Below are 15,795 nucleotides of genomic sequence, written 5' to 3'. Positions count from 1 at the left end.
CGGCGCCTTCGTTGGACGCGGAGTGATCAGCGGCTACTGTCTGCCGCGCCAGTCTGCGTCGAGCCGAACGGAGCGCGAATTCGTGGCGTCCCACCGCCGACCCGCCAGGGTCACCGTCCTCACCGCCGCCGCCGCGGCCACCGCGGCGGCGTCCCTCGGGGCCGTCCCCGCGAGCGCCGACCCCGGGGCGGGCCCCGCGGCCACCCGGGCCACCGTCGACCGCCTCTTCGAGGAGGCGGAGAAGGCCACCGAGGGCTACAACCGCGCGGACGAGAAGGCGGACGCGCTGCGCCGCACGGTCGCCGAGGCCCGCGACGGCCTCGCCCGCGGCCAGGAGCGCATCAACCGCATGCGGGGCGCGCTCGGTTCGGTCGCCGGCGCCCAGTACCGCTCCGGCGGCATCGACCCCGCCCTCGCCCTGCTGCTCTCCTCCGACCCGGACAGCTACCTCGACCGCGCCTCCGCCCTCGACCGGGTCACCGCCCGCCAGGGCGCCGCACTCGGCGAACTCCAGCGCGAGCAGCGCCGGCTGAACCAGAAGCGCACCGAGGCCCGCGCGGCCCTCGGCGAACTGGAGCGCAGCCGCGCCGAGGTCGCCCGCCACAAGCTCACCGTCGAGCGCAAGCTCGCCGAGGCCCGCCGGGTCCTCGCCTCCCTCACCGCCGAGGAGCGCGCCGACTTCGACCGGGCCTCCCGCGACGGCGGACGCGACGGCGGGCCCGCCGAGGAGCTGCCGCCCCTCGCCGACCTCGGCCCGGCCTCCTCGCGGGCCGCCGCGGCGGTCATCGCCGCCCGCAGCGCCATCGGCAAGCCGTACGTGTGGGGCGCGACCGGGCCGTCCGCCTTCGACTGCTCGGGCCTGATGGTCTGGTCGTACCGCCAGGCCGGCATCAGCCTGCCGCGCACCTCGTCCGCGCAGCGGTACGCCGGCCGCCGGGTGCCCCTCTCGCAGGCGCAGCCCGGCGACCTGGTCACCTACCGCGGTGACGCCAGCCACGTCGGGATCTACGCCGGCAACGGACAGGTCATCCACGCCCCCTACCCGGGCGCCCGGGTCCGCTACGACCCGGTGAACATGATGTCCCACGTCACGGTGACCCGGGTCTGACACCGGACCGGAGGCGCGTCCGGCCGTCCCGACCGTACGATCGAGGGCGTGGCAGGTCAGGGGAGTGGAGCGGCGCGCGGCGCGGTCGTGTGCGCGACGGCCGTCCTGCTCGCCCTCGGCGGCTGTACGGCCCCGGAGCCCGCCGACCCGTCGTCCCGGGAGATCCAGAGCCTCCTGGACCGGCACGCGAGGGCCCTGCTCGACCGCGACGAGGCCGGATACCTCGCGGCCCTGGACCCGGCGCTCGCACCGGCCGCCCGCACCGAGTTCGACCGGCTCGCGGAGATCCCGCTCGGCGGCCTCGACTACCGGGTCACCGACGTCGACCGGACCGGCGAGGGCAGGGCCACCGCCGAGGTCGAGCTCGGCTACCGGATCAAGGGCTACGACTCCGGGCCCGCCACCACCGAACGCGTCCTCGACCTCGTCGAACGGGACGGCCGCTGGTACGTCACCGGTGACCGCGCCGCCGACGGCGCCCCCCAGCAGCTGTGGCAGCAGGGCGAGGTGCGGACGGTGGCGGGCCGCCGCAGCCTCGTCCTCGGCGTCGGGCAGAGCACGGAGCGGCTGCGGGAGATCGCGGCGGCGGCCGACCGGGCGGTGCCCGCGGTCGGGAACGCCTGGCACGGCAACTGGGCGGGCCGGATCGTCGTCCTGGTGCCCGAGTCGGTCGAGGCGATGGGCCGGCTCCTCGGCGGACCGGCCGCCGACTACCGGGGGATAGCCGCCGTCACCACCGGCGAGACCGGCGGCGGCCCGCTGGCGCCCGCGGACCGGGTGATCGTCAACCCGGACGCGTACACCGTCCTCGGGGCCTTCGGAAGGCAGCTCGTCCTCACCCACGAGACCACCCACGTCGCCACCCGCGTCCAGACCACCAGGGCCACCCCGGTCTGGCTCTCCGAGGGCCTCGCCGACTGGGTCGCCTACCGGGGCACCGGCCGCACCCCCGCCCAGGCCGCGCCCGAACTCCGCCGCGCGGTCCGCGCGGGCGAGCTGCCCGCCGCGCTCCCGGACGACTCCGCCTTCGCCTTCGGCGGCGACGCGGACGCCCTCGCGCGGGCCTACGAAGGCGGCTGGCTCGCCTGCGAACTGATCGCCGACCGCTGGGGCGCCGACAAGCTCACCGAGTTCTACCGCGCGGTGGGCGCCCACCCGGCCCGCGAGGGCGCGGTCGAGAAGGCCCTCCAGGACGTCCTGGGCACCACCCCGGAGCGGTTCACCGCCGACTGGCGCGCGTACCTCGCGGAGCGGCTCGGCGACGCGGAGTCCTAGGACGTGTCCGGCCTAGGAGCCGGCGCCGGTCCTGGTGAAGAGCGTGATGCCGTCGCGGCGTTCGACCAGGCGGTAGCCGGGGACGTCCGGGGTGGCGGCTTCCATCTCCATGCCGGTCGCGCAGTCCGGGTCGGTGAGGTCGGTGGCGTCGTAGATCAGCCACTGGGGAGGCTCGGACGGGGGGAACGAGCGGGGGAAGAGGCAGATCTCGCTGACGGTGGTGCGGTCCACGAGCTGGGCGGCCAGCTGGTTGGAGGCGGCGACGGTCGCGTCGTCGGGGATCTTCGCGAGGAGCTCGTCCGCCGTCCTGACATGGGCCGACTCGGTCCAGGTCCGGGGGAGGACGAGCTCGTGCAGGGGGTGGGTGAAGAAGGTGACGGACGTGGTCACCGCCCCGATGACACAGGCGGGCAGCAGGGCGCGCGCGGTGACCCGGCCCGAGGCGACCGCGTGCACGGCGGCGGCGAAGGCGATGGGCATCAGGACCGCGCTGTAGTGGAAGCCCGTTCCCCAGTGGTACGGGTTGTCCGAGGTGAAGCGCCAGCCCAGGGTCGGCAGGGCGACCAGCACGATCGGGGAGCGGAGGGCGAGGAAGCCGGTGGGGGCGACGATCATCAGGACGGTGAGCCACTTGACCGGCGGCCAGAAGGCCTCGGCGGCCTGCATCAGCAGACTGGTCTCCTCCGCGGTCGGGGTCGGCCAGTAGGCGAACTTCCCGACGGGGTTGAAGTACGGCAGGATCACCAGCATTTCCAGCGCCGTCGCGGCGGCCCCGAAGGCGGCGACCGCGAGCCCCGCGAGGCGCGGCCCCTTCCAGGCCGCGTAGGCGCCGATCGCGGCGACCGTGAGCCCCAGGTCCTCCTTGACCAGGACCAGCGGCAGCGACCACAGCAGAGCCGCCCGCCACCTGCCCCGTCCGGCGGCGCAGAGCGACAGCGACAGCAGCGGTACGGCGAGGGCGACTTCGTGGAAGTCGAAGGACATCAGCTTGGCGAGGCCCCAGGAAGCGCCGTACGACACCCCGACCCAGTAGGCGAATTTCCGGCCCCGGACGTCGTGCGCCCACTTCATCAACGGGACGACGGAGAAGGCGACGAGCGCCGCCTGACAGACCAGCAGCGTGTAGGCGGAGGGAAAGACTCTGTAGAAGGGCGCGAGCAATGCCAGGATCGGGTGGAAATGATCCCCGAGGGTGTTGTAACCGGGCCCCTTGAGGGCCGAATACGGGGCGGTCAGCTCGGCGTAGGACCGCACGATCTGGGTGAAGATCCCCAGGTCGTAGCCGGTCGACAGGTTCGTCGCGTGACGCCGCGCCGAAATCAGCAGATAGACCGTGAAGAAGGCGCCGGCCACCAGCCAGGACGCCTTCGTGAATTTCCCCGCCGAGGTCTCCCGCGATTCCTCCGCGGTCCGCCCGGCACCCCATGTCCCCGTGCGCCGCTGAAGCGTGTCGACCGAGAGGCCCGGGATATTCATGTCAGCAGGGGAACCTAACAGGGAGACAAAGGTCCATCAGGGTAGCACCGGCGTCCTTCAAGGCGATCGGACCGAACCCGTCAGGACCTTCTCGCGCTCCGGCCGGTCCGCCGGGACCGGAATCCGCACCACGCCCGCCTCGGTCACCGTGTGCCGCCACAGACAGCGGCAGGCGGAGAACGCGGCGGCCACGAGCAGGCCGTTGCGCAGGAACAGGACCCCGATGCCCAGCGGATCGCTCTCGGTCACGTGCCAGAACCAGACGGGGAACTCGAACTGCGTCACCGCCGTCGCCCACAGCACCAGATGGGCCGGGCGCCGCATCCTGCTCGACCGGTAGGCCAGACAGACAGCGGCCAGGGCCACCAGCCAGATCATGTACTGCGGCGAGATCACCCGGCTCGTCACCGTGAAGAGCAGCACCGCCACGAAGGCCGCGTCCGCCGTCGTCGAGGACACGAAACGCCGGGCCTTGAACCGCCACAGCGCCAGCCAGCCGAACGCGGCGACCGTCAGCCCCATCGAGGCGGCCGACACCCACGGGACGTACGGGCCGATGAACTCCATCGAGCCGTAGTTCATCCGCGCCACGCCGTCCCAGCCGAAGTGCCGGGCCACGTGGAACACCATCGCGCCCAGCGACTCGACCTCCGTGCCCCGCTCGCTCTGGTACGAGAGGAAGGCCAGCGACCCCGGCATCCACAGCGCGCACAGCAGCAGGACCCCGGCCCCCGCGCCCGCCGCCACCGGCCAGCAGCGCCACGTCAGCGGCCCCTTCGGGGTGCCCGCGAGCAGCAGCGCGGGCCACACCTTGAGGATCGCCCCGAAACCGGCGAGCACACCGAGCGTCCGCGGACTGCGGACGGCGGCGAGGAGCGCCGCCACCGCCACGGCCGCCACCATGATGTCGTAGCGGGCGTACGCGGTCGGGCCGAGCAGCGCGACCGCCGCCAGCCACAGCCAGGCCCCCCGCATCGAACGGCCCGGCCGGCGGCCCGTGCGCACCAGGAGCCCGAAGACGAAGGCGTCGCACAGGAACGCCAGGACGAAGAACGCGGCCGAGTAGCCGAGGAACGGCAGCAGTTCGGGGGCGAGCATCGCGAACGCGGCGGCCGGCGGATACTGCCAGGTCGCGTCGGCCAGCGGATACGTGCCCGACCCCAGGACCTCGGACCAGCCCTGGTAGATCTCCCCGACCTCGCGCGTCACGTCCGGACCCGGGACCACCACCACCCTGAAGACGCACAGCAGCAGGACGACCCGGGTGAGGGCCCAGAGCACGAGCGGTAGTCGCAGGTGTACGCGGGAGCCGGTGCCCGCTGCGCCCGTCATGACCGTCCTGGTTCCTGTCCTGTCGGCTCGCTCGCGCGGAAGTGGTGAGGGAGGAAGTGGTGGTGCCGGGCGCCGGGTGTGCTCGCGGTACTGTCGGCCACGATGCACAAGACCCTGATCGTAACCAACGACTTCCCGCCCCGTCCCGGTGGAATCCAGGCCTTCCTGCACAACATGGCACTCCGCCTGGACCCGGACCGGATCGTGGTCTACGCCTCCACGTGGAAGCGTGGCCGCGAGGGGACCGAGGCGACGGCGGCGTTCGACGCCGAACAGCCTTTCACGGTCGTCCGGGATCGCACCACCATGTTGCTGCCGACCCCCCGGGTCACGGCCCGCGCCGGCGCGCTGCTCCGCGAGCACGGCTGCGAGTCGGTCTGGTTCGGCGCGGCCGCCCCGCTCGGCCTGATGGCCCCCGCCCTCCGCAAGGCGGGCGCCCGGCGGCTCGTCGCCACCACCCACGGCCACGAGGCCGGCTGGGCCCAGCTCCCCGCCGCCCGGCAGCTGCTGCGCCGCATCGGCGAGGGCACGGACACCCTCACCTACCTCGGCGAGTACACCCGCTCCCGGATCGCGTCCGCCCTCACGCCCGCCGCGGCCGGCCGCATGGTCCAGCTCCCGCCCGGCGTCGACGAGAAGACCTTCCACCCCGGCTCCGGCGGCGACGAGGTCCGCGCCCGCCTCGGGCTCAGCGACCGTCCCGTCGTCGTCTGCGTCTCCCGGCTCGTCCCCCGCAAGGGGCAGGACACCCTGATCGAGGCGATGCCGGCGATCCTCCGCCGGGTGCCGGACGCCGTCCTCCTGATCGTCGGCGGCGGCCCGTACGAGAAGGACCTGCACCGCCTCGTCGCCGAGACCGGCGTGGCCGGATCCGTGCGCTTCACCGGCGCCGTCCCCTGGTCCGAACTCCCCGCCCACTACGGCGCCGGCGACGTCTTCGCCATGCCGTGCCGCACCCGGCGCGGCGGCCTCGACGTCGAGGGCCTCGGCATCGTCTACCTCGAAGCCTCCGCCACCGGCCTCCCCGTCGTCGCCGGCGACTCCGGCGGCGCGCCCGACGCCGTCCTCGACGGCGAGACCGGCTGGGTGGTCCGCGGCGAGTCCGCCGAGGACACCGCCGACCGCGTCACCACCCTCCTCCTCGACCCCGAACTCCGCGCCCGGATGGGCGCGAGGGGCCGCGCCTGGGTCGAGGAGAAGTGGCGCTGGGACCTTCTCGCGGAACGGCTGCGCGAGCTGCTGTGAGGCGCGGAGAAAGCGGAGGGGCCCGGGGCGATCGCGTCGCCCCGGGCCCCTCTCTGTCCACCCCTACTTGGAGTAGATCGCCTCGATCTCGTCGGCGAAGTCCTTCGCGACGACGTTGCGCTTCAGCTTGAGGGACGGGGTGATGTGGCCCGCCTCCTCGGTGAACTGGGCGGGCAGGATGCGGAACTTGCGGACGGACTCGGCCTTGGAGACCGCCGCGTTGCCGTCGTCGATGGCCCGCTGGACCTCGGCCATGAGGTCGGCGTCCTCGCGGAGGGAGGCGGCGGTGGAGCCGGCGGGCTTGCCGTGCTCGGTGGCCCAGCGGCCCAGGAACTCCTCGTCGATGGTGACGAGCGCGCCGACGAACGGACGGCCGTCGCCGACCACCATGCACTCCGCGACCAGCGCGTGCGCCCGGATGCGGTCCTCGATGACGGCCGGGGCGACGTTCTTGCCGCCCGCCGTCACCAGGATCTCCTTCTTGCGGCCGGTGATGGCGAGGTAGCCGTCCTCGTCGAGGGTGCCGATGTCGCCGGTGTGGAACCAGCCGTCGGCGAGCGCCTCGGCGGTGGCCGCCTCGTTGTTCCAGTACCGCGAGAAGATGTGCTCGCCGTGCAGCAGGACCTCGCCGTCGTCGGCGATCCGGACGACCGAGCCGGGCAGCGGCTGGCCGACCGTGCCGATCTTCTGCCGGTCCCACGGGTTGAAGGCGGTCGCCGCGCACGACTCCGTCAGGCCGTAGCCCTCCAGGACGGTGAAGCCGATGCCGCGGAAGAAGTGGCCGAGCCGCTCGCCCAGCGGGGCGCCGCCGGAGATCGCGGCCTCGCCGCGCCCGCCGAGCACCGCGCGGAGCTTGCTGTAGACGAGCTTGTCGAAGACCTTGTGCTTCAGCTTGAGACCGAAGGACGGGCCTTGGGGGGTGCCGATCGCCCGGCTGTACGCGATGGCCGTGTGCGCGGCCTTGTCGAAGATCTTGCCCTTGCCGTCGGCCTGGGCCTTCGCCCGCGCCGAGTTGTAGACCTTCTCGAAGACGCGCGGCACGCCCAGAATCAGCGTCGGCCGGAACGAGGCCAGCTCGTCGGTGAGGTTCTTGATGTCCGGTACGCAGCCCAGCTTGATCGGCGCCATGATCGACGCGACCTCGACGAGCCGCCCGAAGACGTGCGCGGCCGGCAGGAAGAGCAGCACCGAGCACTCGCCGGTACGGAAGAGGGGCTTGAGGCGCTCCACCACGTTGCCGCACTCGGCGAAGAAGGCACGGTGGGACAGGACGCAGCCCTTGGGGCGGCCGGTCGTGCCCGAGGTGTAGACGATCGTCGCCGGGTCGTCCGCGTTCGCCGCCGACATGCGCTCGTCGAGCAGCTCGTCGGAGACGTCCGCGCCCTCGGCGGTGAGCCGGGCGACGGCGTCGGTGTCGATCCGCCACACGGTCGTGAGCTCCGGCAGGTTCGCCCGGACGGAGGCCACCGACTCCTCGTGCGCGCCGCTCTCCACCACGACGGCCTTCGCGCCCGAGTCGCCGAGGATCCACTGGATCTGCTCCGGCGAGCTCGTCTCGTACACCGGCACGGTGACGCCGCCCGCGCTCCAGATCGCGAAGTCGAGGAGGACCCACTCGTAGCGGGTGCGGGAGAGCAGCGCGACCCGGTCGCCCGGCTCGACGCCGGCGGCGATCAGACCCTTGGCGGCGCCGCGGACCTCGGCGAGGAACTGCGTGGCCGTGACGTCCGTCCAGGCGCCGTCGACCTTGCGCCCCATCACGGCGACGTCTGGGTGCTGGGAGGCGTTGCGGCGGATGAGATCCGTCAGGTTGCCGTCCGCGGGGACCTCGTACAGGGCCGGAAGGCTGAACTCGCGCAAGACTGCTGCTCCTCATCGGGCGCCGGCGCCACGGCTCTGTGTGATGCACCGGTGAAGTCCATGATCGGGCAGGTGCTCAGTGGGGGTGAGCACGACTGGACTGCCCGGACGTTACCCACCAGTACATGGTTCCCGATAGGGGGTCCCGGCCAGATGTTCCGTGCGTCACACATGCGTGACGGTGCTCTGCGCACAGTAATCCACCGGTTTCGCGACTCCCAAGTAACCGCAGGTGACACCCCCTAAGGTGGGGCTCATGCGAGTCCATGTGGTCAGTGACGTACACGGCAACGCCGAAGACCTCGCCCGGGCGGGGGAGGGCGCCGACGCCCTGATATGCCTCGGTGACCTGGTCCTCTTCCTCGACTACGCCGACCACAGCCGCGGCATCTTCCCCGACCTCTTCGGTACGGAGAACGCCGACCGGCTGGTCGAGCTGCGCACCGCCCGCCGCTTCGACGAGGCCCGGGACCTGGGGCGCAGCCTCTGGGCCGGACTCGACGTCGACCGGGAGACCGCCATCGAGGCCGCCGTACGCCGCCAGTACGCCGAACTCTTCGCCGCCTTCCCCACCCCCACCTACGCCACCTACGGCAACGTCGACATCCCCCGCCTCTGGCCCGAGTTCGCCGGACCCGGCACCACCGTCCTCGACGGCGAGCGCGTCGAGCTCGGCGGCCTGACCTTCGGCTTCGTCGGCGGCGGCCTGCGCACCCCGATGCGCACCCCGTACGAGATCTCCGACGAGGAGTACGCGGCCAAGGTCGAGGCGCTCGGGGACGTCGACGTCCTCTGCTCCCACATCCCGCCGGACGTGCCGGAACTGACGTACGACACCGTCGCCCGCCGCTTCGAGCGCGGCAGCCGGGCCCTGCTCGACACCATCCGCCGCACCCGGCCCCGCTACGCCCTCTTCGGCCACGTCCACCAGCCGCTCGCCCGGCGCATGCGGATCGGCTCGACCGAGTGCGTGAACGTCGGCCACTTCGCCTCGACCGGAAAGCCCTACGCCCTGGAGTGGTGACAGGGGCGCAGCCGCGGCGCGATAGCCTTCCCAAAGGCACGTCTGTGCCCTTTCACTTCCGCCGGAACGCACCGTGGAGGAGCCACAGCGATGGCCGAACACACCAGCTCGAGCATCACCATCGAGGCGGCGCCGGCCGACGTCATGGGTGTGATCGCCGACTTCGCCCGCTACCCCGAGTGGACCGGCGAGGTGAAGGAGGCCGAGGTCCTGGAGACCGACGACGCCGGCCGCGCCGAGAAGGTCAGGCTCCTCCTCGACGCCGGCGCCATCCGGGACGACCACACCCTCGCGTACACCTGGACCGGTGACAACGAGGTCAGCTGGACCCTGGTCAAGTCGCAGATGCTCCGCTCCCTCGACGGCTCCTACCTGCTCAAGCCGCTCGGCGCCGACCGCACCGAGGTCACCTACCAGCTCACCGTCGACGTCAAGATCCCCATGCTCGGCATGATCAAGCGCAAGGCCGAGAAGGTCATCATCGACCGCGCCCTCGACGGCCTGAAGAAGCGCGTCGAATCCGGCGCGTGACCCCTCGGAGGGCGCGGGTAACGTCCTCCGCATGCGGATCATCCTTGTCACAGGGCCCGGCGGCGCGGGGCGCACCACCGTCGCCGCCGCGACCGCCCTCGCGGAGGCGGGCGCGGGGAAGCGGGTCGTGCTCCTCTCCGAGGACGCCGGCGCCGGCGTCGAGGGCGAGCGGCTCACGGTGCTGCGACCCGAGCCCGCCGCCGACTTCCGCCGCGAGTTCCTCGCCTTCCAGGCCAGGTCGGGTGCCGCGCTCGACCTCCTCGGGGCCGCCCCGTTCGAGGACGCGGAACTGACGGAACTGCCCGGCAGCCGCCAGTTCGCCCTGCTGAGGTCCCTGCGCGACGCTGCCCGCGGCGACCACGACGTCGCCGTCGTCGACCTGCCGCCGCTGCGCGAGGCGCTCGCCGTCCTCGCCCTGCCCGAACAGCTCCGCCGCTACCTCCGCCGGCTGCTGCCGCCCGAACGGCAGGCCGCCCGCGCCCTGCGCCCCATGCTGGCCCAGCTCGCCGGCGTCCCGATGCCCGCCCAGTGGCTGTACGAGACCACCGCGCGCTGGGAGGCCGAGCTCGCCGCCGTCCAGGCCGCCGTCGAGGACCCCGGCACCACCGTCCGGCTCGTCCTCGAACCCGGACCCGCCGCGGGACCGGCCCTGCGCACCGCACGCCTCGGGCTCGCCCTCCAGGGCCTCGCGCTGGAAGCGGTCGTCGCCAACCGGCTGCTGCCCGCCGCGTCGGATGACCCCTGGCTCGCCGGACTCGCCACCGAGCAGCACCGGCACCTGGCGGAGCTCCGTACCGCCACCGACACCCTGTACGAGCTCCCGCACCTCGGCCGGGACCCGCGCGGGGCCGAGGACCTCGCCCTCCTCGCGCCGGTACGGCCGGACGCCCCGCCCGCCCCGGTACCGGCGTGGCCCGTCGAGGACCGGCGGGAGGAGGACGGCGTCCTGGTCTGGCACATCGCCCTCCCCGGCGCCGTCAAGGAGGAACTCTCGCTCGTCCGGCGCGGCGACGAACTGCTCCTCACCGTCGGCCCGTTCCGCCGGAGCATCCCGCTGCCGGGCGCCCTGCGCCGCTGCGCCGTCACCGGCGCCGGACTCGTCGACGGCGACCTCCGCGTCCGCTTCACCCCCGACCCGGGACTCTGGCCGCGCACCCCCTGATGGCGTGTACCGTCGAAGTACCAGCCAGTGAGGAGTGCGCCATGAGCGATTCGGACGCCTGGGCCAAGGCGTGCGCCGAAGACCTGGAGGCGGAGAAGGCCCGCCGCCGGGCGCAGCGCGGGGCCGAGCCCGGCTCACCCGCCGAGGAGTTCCGCAAGCTCTTCGAGGCCGTCGCCGACAAGGTCTCCGGCGGTTTCGGGAACCCCCTCCTCGCGGGCCAGGCCGCGCAGACCGTGCAGCAGCTCGTCAACCAGGCGAAGGCCGTCGTCGAGCCCGTCATCGAACGCAACCCGCAGGTCTTCGACCACCTCGCCGCCGCCGGAAGCGAACTGCTCGCCGCCTACCGCTCCGCCGTCGAGGGCCACGAGAACCGCTGGACCCGCGGCGGCCCCGTCGCCGAGGACGACCCGCGCCGGGACGCCGACAAGCCCGGCGAGGACGACGGCGGCCCGCGCAAGGACGACGAAGGGCCCGGAACGGGCCATCACATCGACCTCGACTGATCAGTAGGCACCCCGCCCTCGGGTACGGTGGGCCCTAGCGGGGCTCGACCGAAAACTGAGGGACACATGGGACTCACCATCGGCGTCGACATCGGCGGCACGAAGATCGCGGCCGGCGTGGTCGACGAGGACGGCAAGATCCTCGACACGCACAAGGTGCCCACCCCGCCGACCCCCGAGGGGATCGTCGACGCGATCAGCGCGGCCGTCTCCGAGGCCGGCAAGGGCCACTCGATCGAGGCCGTCGGCATCGGCGCCGCGGGCTACGTCGACGACAAGCGTGCCACCGTCCTCTTCGCGCCGAACATCGACTGGCGGCACGAGCCGCTCAAGGACAAGGTCGAGCAGCGGGTCGGCCTCCCCGTCGTCGTCGAGAACGACGCCAACGCGGCGGCCTGGGGCGAGTACAAGTTCGGCGCCGGCCAGGGCCACGAGGACGTCATCTGCATCACCCTCGGCACCGGCCTCGGCGGCGGCATCATCATCGGCAACAAGCTGCGCCGCGGACGCTTCGGCGTGGCCGCCGAGTTCGGCCACATCCGGGTCGTCCCCGACGGCCTGCTCTGCGGCTGCGGCAGCCAGGGCTGCTGGGAGCAGTACGCCTCCGGCCGCGCCCTCGTCCGGTACGCCCGGCAGCGCGCCAACGCCACCCCCGAGCGGGCGGAGATCCTGCTCGGACTCGGCAACGGCACCCCGGAGGGCATCGAGGGCAAGCACGTCAGCCAGGCCGCCCGCGCCGGCGACCCGGTGGCCGTCGACTCCTTCCGCGAGCTGGCCCGCTGGGCGGGCGCCGGTCTCGCCGACCTGGCCTCGCTCTTCGACCCCTCGGCGTTCATCGTCGGCGGCGGCGTCTCGGACGAGGGCGACCTCGTCCTCGACCCGATCCGCAAGTCCTTCCGGCGCTGGCTGATCGGCGGCCAGTGGCGTCCGCACGCCCAGGTCCTCGCCGCCCAGCTCGGCAACAAGGCCGGCCTCGTCGGCGCCGCGGACCTGGCCCGCCAGGGCTGACCGACCGCGCCGACCCGGTCCCACCGGGAGATCCACGGCACCCGCCGACCGCCCGCCGCGTCCCCACGGACCCGGCGGGCGGTCGGCGTATGTTGCCGGACATGGCGAACAGCGAGCTGCCCGACTCCCGTACCGAGGACGACGGTTCGGCCGTCCTGCGGGTCATGAGCTACAACGTCCGCTCGATGCGCGACGACGAGGACGCCCTCGCCCGGATCATCAGGGCCTGCGCCCCCGACGTCCTCTTCGTCCAGGAGGCCCCGCGCTTCTTCCGCTGGCGGGGGCACGCGGCCCGGCTCGCCGCCAAGAGCGGGCTCGTCGTCCTCGGCGGCGGCGCCCCCGCGGCCGGCCCCCTGCTCCTCTGCTCGCTCCGCGCCACCGCCGAACGCACCGAGGACGTGCTGCTGCCGCTCACCCCCGGCCTCCACCGCCGCGGCCTGGCCACCGCCGTCGTCCGCTTCGGCGGCGCCCGGGTGGGGCTGATCAGCTGCCATCTGAGCCTGCGGAAGGACGAGCGGTACGCCCAGGCCGGCATGGTCCTCGACCGGGTCGCCGCGCTGGGAACCCCGTACACCCTCGTCGCCGGTGACCTCAACGAACGCCCCGGCGGCCCCGCCTTCACCCGGCTGACCGGGGCGCTCAGGGACGGCTGGGAGGCCGCGCCCTGGGGCGGCGAGTACACCTCGATCCCCGCCGACCCGCATCAGCGCATCGACGCGATCCTGGCGACCCCCGGCGTCGAGTTCCTCGGCTGCGGCGTCCCCCCGCACCTCGACCCGGCGGACCTGCTGGCCGCCACCGACCACCTGCCGGTGCTCGCGGCGGTCCGGATCCCCGCCACGGGCTGACCGCCGGGCACCCGGCGTCCGGACCGTGGCGGGGAAGGGTCAGACGACCGCCCCGCGGCCCGGGTCGTCGAAGCCGTCGTCATCGTCGTCGTGCTTCATCCGCGCGACCAGGGTGGCGAAGCCGCCCAGGAAGCCGCCGACGCACAGGGTCGTCAGCCACCAGGTCATGTCCCACTGGAGGAGCACGGCGAGCAGCAGCAGGACCGGGCCGCCGACCACGGCGAGCCAGGCGAACCTGGTCGTCACATCGGCCTCGGGGAGCGGCGGCGGCTCCGGCGGGACGAAGTGGCCCTCGTCGGCACCGCCCGGGGCGTCGTCCTCGTCGGCGGGCGAGTAGTCCCGGGGACCGGCGGGCCGCACCCCGGGCGCGAAGACGACCGAACTGCCGAGCGCGGGCCGCTCGGGGCCGGCCTCGGCCTCGCCGTCCGCTGGGGACCCTTCGGACTCGTCCGCGGCCTCCGGCGTCTCCCCGGACTTCGGCCTCGGCTTCCAGGGCGTGCCCTCCCCGAGGGTCGGCCTCGGCCGCACGGGCCTGACCTCGCCGGCCGGCCCGTCGGCGCCCTCGTCCTCCGGCTCCGGCAGCGCCAGGTTCTGCACCGGCCGGAACGGCTTCGCGCCCGGCGGGTCCGCGGGCTCCTCGCCGTACCCGGCGACGATCGCGGCCCAGGCCGCCTCCTCGTCGATGGGCTGCGGCTCCCGCTCTCCGCCGTCCTGCTGCTCAGCCACCGCTCCTGCTCCCCTTTCCGTCGACCACACCCGGGGCGAGGCGCTCGACGAAGGCCAGGCTCTCGTCGAAGATCCGCTCCGCGTCATGGTCCAACGTCGCCACGTGGTAGCTCTGTTCCAGCAGGATCTCCCGGACGTCGGTCGAGGAGATGCGGGAGAGGATCCGGGCCGAGTCGGCCGGCGGCACGACGTGGTCCTGGGGGCTGTGCAGCAGCACCACCGGCTGGGTGACCTGGGGCAGCTCCGCGTCCACCGTCCTGAAGAACTGCCGCAGCGAGTGCGCCGCGTGCAGCGGCACCCGGTCGTAGCCGACCTCGCCCACGCCCTCCTTGGCGATGTCGCTCGCGATGCCCTTGGTGGAGGGGACCAGGTGCCGGACCACCGGCAGCGCGTGGGCCGCCAGGCCGTGCACCTTGTTGCCCGGGTTGACCAGGACGATGCCCCGCACCGCGTCCCCGTACTTCGCGGCGAGCCGCAGGGTCAGCGCCCCGCCCATGGAGAGGCCGAAGACGAAGACGGTCGCGCACCGCTCGAGCAGCTCGCGCAGGGCCCGGTCCACCTCCGCGTACCAGTCGTGCCAGGTGGTGACCTGCATGTCCTGCCAGCGGGTGCCGTGGCCGGGCAGCAGCGGCACCGACACGGTCAGCCCGCGCGCGGCCAGGTACTCGGCCCACGGGCGCATCGACTGCGGGGAACCGGTGAATCCGTGACAGAGAAGGACGCCGACCTCTCCGCCTTCATGGCGGTACGGCTCGGCTCCGGGAAGGACCGGCACCGGGGTCTCCTGTTCGCTTGCGACTCCGGCGTTCTCGGGTGCGCCGGAGCGACGGAAAATGGGGAAGGACCTTCACGGTACGCGACCGCACCGACACCGACCAGGGCCGCAGCGGGGGCCGTGTGCCGGTACGGGATAAAGTCGTGACGACGGCACACGGAAGGCATGGCGAGTTGATCTACGGCGCAATGAAGTTCTCCCTCGGAGGGTCTCTGAAGCTTGCCTTCCGGCCCTGGGTGGAGGGTCTGGAGAACATCCCCGCCGAAGGCCCGGCGATCCTGGCGAGCAACCACCTGTCGTTCTCCGACTCCTTCTTCCTGCCGGCCGTCCTCGACCGCAAGGTCACCTTCATCGCGAAGGCCGAGTACTTCACCACGCCCGGTGTGAAGGGCAAGCTCACCGCCGCCTTCTTCAAGGGCGTCGGCCAGCTCCCGGTGGACCGTTCGGGCGCCAGGGGCGCCGGCGAGGCGGCCATCAAGGCCGGCATCGAGGTCATCGAGGGCGGCGGTCTCTTCGGCATCTACCCCGAGGGCACCCGTTCGCCCGACGGCCGCCTCTACCGCGGCAAGCCCGGCGGCCTCGCCCGGGTGGCGCTCGCCACCGGCGCGCCCGTGATCCCGGTCGCCATGATCGACACCGAGAAGATCCAGCCGCCCGGCAAGGTCGTCCCCAAGCTGATGCGTCCGGGGATCCGGATCGGCAAGCCGCTGGACTTCACCCGTTACCAGGGAATGGAAGGGGACCGCTTCATCCTCCGCTCGGTGACCGACGAGGTCATGTACGAGATCATGAAGCTGTCCGGCCAGGAGTACGTCGACATCTACGCGACCGCCGCCAAGCGGCAGATCGCGGACGCGGAGAAGGCGGCCAAGGAGGCCGTCAAGGCCGAGATCGCCGCTCGGGAAGAGTCCGGCGCGTAAGT

General features: G+C 73.1%; 15 protein-coding genes. 10 read left to right on the top strand and 5 right to left on the bottom strand.

The features are described 5' to 3' along the window. Positions 1-82: 82 nt before the first annotated feature. Together ACZ7G1_RS06725 and ACZ7G1_RS06720 are read left to right on the top strand one after the other, a co-directional pair. A complete protein-coding gene (locus ACZ7G1_RS06725) occupies positions 83-1,108 on the top strand; it encodes a C40 family peptidase (protein ID WP_470874426.1) in 1,026 nt (341 codons plus the stop codon). A 48-nt stretch (positions 1,109-1,156) separates the two neighbouring features. Further along, positions 1,157-2,383 (top strand): hypothetical protein, encoded by a 1,227-nt coding sequence (locus ACZ7G1_RS06720; protein WP_470874427.1) that lies wholly within the window; start codon positions 1,157-1,159, stop codon positions 2,381-2,383. A gap of 12 nt (positions 2,384-2,395) precedes the next feature. On the opposite strand, the gene ACZ7G1_RS06715 is transcribed toward ACZ7G1_RS06720, so the two are convergent. Continuing rightward, positions 2,396-3,859 (bottom strand): DUF2079 domain-containing protein, encoded by a 1,464-nt coding sequence (locus tag ACZ7G1_RS06715; RefSeq protein WP_470874429.1) that lies wholly within the window; start codon positions 3,857-3,859, stop codon positions 2,396-2,398. A 57-nt stretch (positions 3,860-3,916) separates the two neighbouring features. Next, complete coding sequence (locus ACZ7G1_RS06710) at positions 3,917-5,191, bottom strand: glycosyltransferase 87 family protein (protein WP_470874430.1); 1,275 nt, start codon at positions 5,189-5,191, stop codon at positions 3,917-3,919. Positions 5,192-5,293: 102 nt separating this feature from the next. Here ACZ7G1_RS06710 and ACZ7G1_RS06705 point away from each other — a divergent pair, with 102 nt between their 5' ends. Beyond that, positions 5,294-6,436, top strand: a complete 1,143-nt coding sequence (locus ACZ7G1_RS06705) for a glycosyltransferase family 4 protein (RefSeq protein WP_470874432.1) — start codon at positions 5,294-5,296, stop codon at positions 6,434-6,436. 63 nt (positions 6,437-6,499) lie between these two features. Here ACZ7G1_RS06705 and ACZ7G1_RS06700 read toward each other — a convergent pair whose 3' ends face one another. Beyond that, entirely contained in the window at positions 6,500-8,296 is a 1,797-nt protein-coding gene (locus ACZ7G1_RS06700) for an AMP-dependent synthetase/ligase (protein ID WP_470874433.1), read from the bottom strand. A gap of 256 nt (positions 8,297-8,552) precedes the next feature. Here ACZ7G1_RS06700 and ACZ7G1_RS06695 point away from each other — a divergent pair, with 256 nt between their 5' ends. The 6 genes from ACZ7G1_RS06695 (at position 8,553) to ACZ7G1_RS06670 (ending at position 13,372) form a co-directional block, all read left to right on the top strand. Next, a complete protein-coding gene (locus ACZ7G1_RS06695) occupies positions 8,553-9,320 on the top strand; it encodes a metallophosphoesterase family protein (RefSeq protein ID WP_470874435.1) in 768 nt (255 codons plus the stop codon). 90 nt (positions 9,321-9,410) lie between these two features. Further along, the gene (locus ACZ7G1_RS06690) at positions 9,411-9,851 is read left to right on the top strand and encodes an SRPBCC family protein (RefSeq protein WP_470874437.1); all 441 of its coding nucleotides are present in this window, start codon (positions 9,411-9,413) and stop codon (positions 9,849-9,851) included. A 31-nt stretch (positions 9,852-9,882) separates the two neighbouring features. Further along, positions 9,883-11,013 (top strand): ArsA family ATPase, encoded by a 1,131-nt coding sequence (locus ACZ7G1_RS06685; RefSeq protein WP_470874439.1) that lies wholly within the window; start codon positions 9,883-9,885, stop codon positions 11,011-11,013. Between the two features lie 41 nt (positions 11,014-11,054). Beyond that, entirely contained in the window at positions 11,055-11,516 is a 462-nt protein-coding gene (locus ACZ7G1_RS06680; RefSeq protein ID WP_470874441.1) for a DUF5304 domain-containing protein, read from the top strand. A gap of 66 nt (positions 11,517-11,582) precedes the next feature. Further along, on the top strand, positions 11,583-12,524 hold the full coding sequence (locus tag ACZ7G1_RS06675; RefSeq protein ID WP_470874442.1) for an ROK family glucokinase: 942 nt from the start codon (positions 11,583-11,585) through the stop codon (positions 12,522-12,524). 101 nt (positions 12,525-12,625) lie between these two features. Then, the gene (locus ACZ7G1_RS06670) at positions 12,626-13,372 is read left to right on the top strand and encodes an endonuclease/exonuclease/phosphatase family protein (protein WP_470874444.1); all 747 of its coding nucleotides are present in this window, start codon (positions 12,626-12,628) and stop codon (positions 13,370-13,372) included. Between the two features lie 39 nt (positions 13,373-13,411). Here the strand turns inward: ACZ7G1_RS06670 and ACZ7G1_RS06665 are convergent, their stop codons facing one another. Together ACZ7G1_RS06665 and ACZ7G1_RS06660 are read right to left on the bottom strand one after the other, a co-directional pair. Continuing rightward, entirely contained in the window at positions 13,412-14,098 is a 687-nt protein-coding gene (locus tag ACZ7G1_RS06665) for a hypothetical protein (RefSeq protein ID WP_470874446.1), read from the bottom strand. Continuing rightward, positions 14,091-14,873, bottom strand: a complete 783-nt coding sequence (locus tag ACZ7G1_RS06660; protein ID WP_470874448.1) for an alpha/beta hydrolase — start codon at positions 14,871-14,873, stop codon at positions 14,091-14,093. Before ACZ7G1_RS06660 ends, ACZ7G1_RS06665 begins: the two co-directional genes overlap by 8 nt. A 173-nt stretch (positions 14,874-15,046) precedes the next feature. On the opposite strand from ACZ7G1_RS06660, the gene ACZ7G1_RS06655 reads away from it, so the two are divergent. Further along, on the top strand, positions 15,047-15,793 hold the full coding sequence (locus ACZ7G1_RS06655; RefSeq protein WP_189802228.1) for a lysophospholipid acyltransferase family protein: 747 nt from the start codon (positions 15,047-15,049) through the stop codon (positions 15,791-15,793). The last annotated feature ends 2 nt before the right edge of the window (positions 15,794-15,795 follow it).

The organism is Streptomyces sp. NPDC037273, assembly GCF_055603625.1.
Note: the sequence above shows the minus strand (reverse complement) of the source record. Positions and strands in the feature narration are given on the sequence as shown.

Bases quoted from the DNA above. Each gene is read 5' to 3' on its own strand.
- ACZ7G1_RS06715 (WP_470874429.1), bottom strand. From the start codon at position 3,859: ATGAATATCCCGGGCCTCTCGGTCGACACGCTTCAGCGGCGCACGGGG.
- ACZ7G1_RS06710 (WP_470874430.1), bottom strand. From the start codon at position 5,191: ATGACGGGCGCAGCGGGCACCGGCTCCCGCGTACACCTGCGACTACCG.
- ACZ7G1_RS06705 (WP_470874432.1), top strand. From the start codon at position 5,294: ATGCACAAGACCCTGATCGTAACCAACGACTTCCCGCCCCGTCCCGGT.
- ACZ7G1_RS06695 (WP_470874435.1), top strand. From the start codon at position 8,553: ATGCGAGTCCATGTGGTCAGTGACGTACACGGCAACGCCGAAGACCTC.
- ACZ7G1_RS06690 (WP_470874437.1), top strand. From the start codon at position 9,411: ATGGCCGAACACACCAGCTCGAGCATCACCATCGAGGCGGCGCCGGCC.
- ACZ7G1_RS06685 (WP_470874439.1), top strand. From the start codon at position 9,883: ATGCGGATCATCCTTGTCACAGGGCCCGGCGGCGCGGGGCGCACCACC.
- ACZ7G1_RS06680 (WP_470874441.1), top strand. From the start codon at position 11,055: ATGAGCGATTCGGACGCCTGGGCCAAGGCGTGCGCCGAAGACCTGGAG.
- ACZ7G1_RS06675 (WP_470874442.1), top strand. From the start codon at position 11,583: ATGGGACTCACCATCGGCGTCGACATCGGCGGCACGAAGATCGCGGCC.
- ACZ7G1_RS06670 (WP_470874444.1), top strand. From the start codon at position 12,626: ATGGCGAACAGCGAGCTGCCCGACTCCCGTACCGAGGACGACGGTTCG.